Here is a 446-nt window from a genome sequence, read left to right on the forward strand (position 1 = left end):
TCAAGGCATCCACCGTGCGCCCTTTCTAACTTAACCAAACTAAAATTAAAAAATATGAGCTACACTGTTATCTAGTTTTCAAAGAACATACCATTTGCTATATAAAATAGCTTTTTGGTGGAGCCTAGCGGGATCGAACCGCTGACCTCCTGCGTGCAAGGCAGGCGCTCTCCCAGCTGAGCTAAGGCCCCGTAAAATGTATGGTGGGCCTAAATGGACTCGAACCATCGACCTCACGCTTATCAGGCGTGCGCTCTAACCAGCTGAGCTATAGGCCCATACAAATTGCAGAAATTATTTATATCATATTCACATTTAAGAGTCAATACTTTTATTGAACTCTCAAAACTAAACGAAAACGAAACACGGAAACTTATATTGATGAACAGTGTTCATCAATTCTCCATAGAAAGGAGGTGATCCAGCCGCACCTTCCGATACGGCTA

Annotated in this window: 2 tRNA genes; both read right to left on the bottom strand. The window is 42.8% G+C overall.

Annotation, left to right across the window (positions count from 1 at the left end):
- Positions 1-115: 115 nt before the first annotated feature.
- A tRNA-Ala gene (locus tag MR109_RS29740) sits at positions 116-191 on the bottom strand.
- A 10-nt stretch (positions 192-201) separates the two neighbouring features.
- Positions 202-278: transfer RNA gene (locus tag MR109_RS29745), tRNA-Ile, on the bottom strand.
- Positions 279-446: the final 168 nt, after the last annotated feature.

This window comes from Bacillus cereus group sp. BfR-BA-01310, from assembly GCF_022664325.1.
Lineage (GTDB): Bacteria > Bacillota > Bacilli > Bacillales > Bacillaceae_G > Bacillus_A > Bacillus_A paramycoides.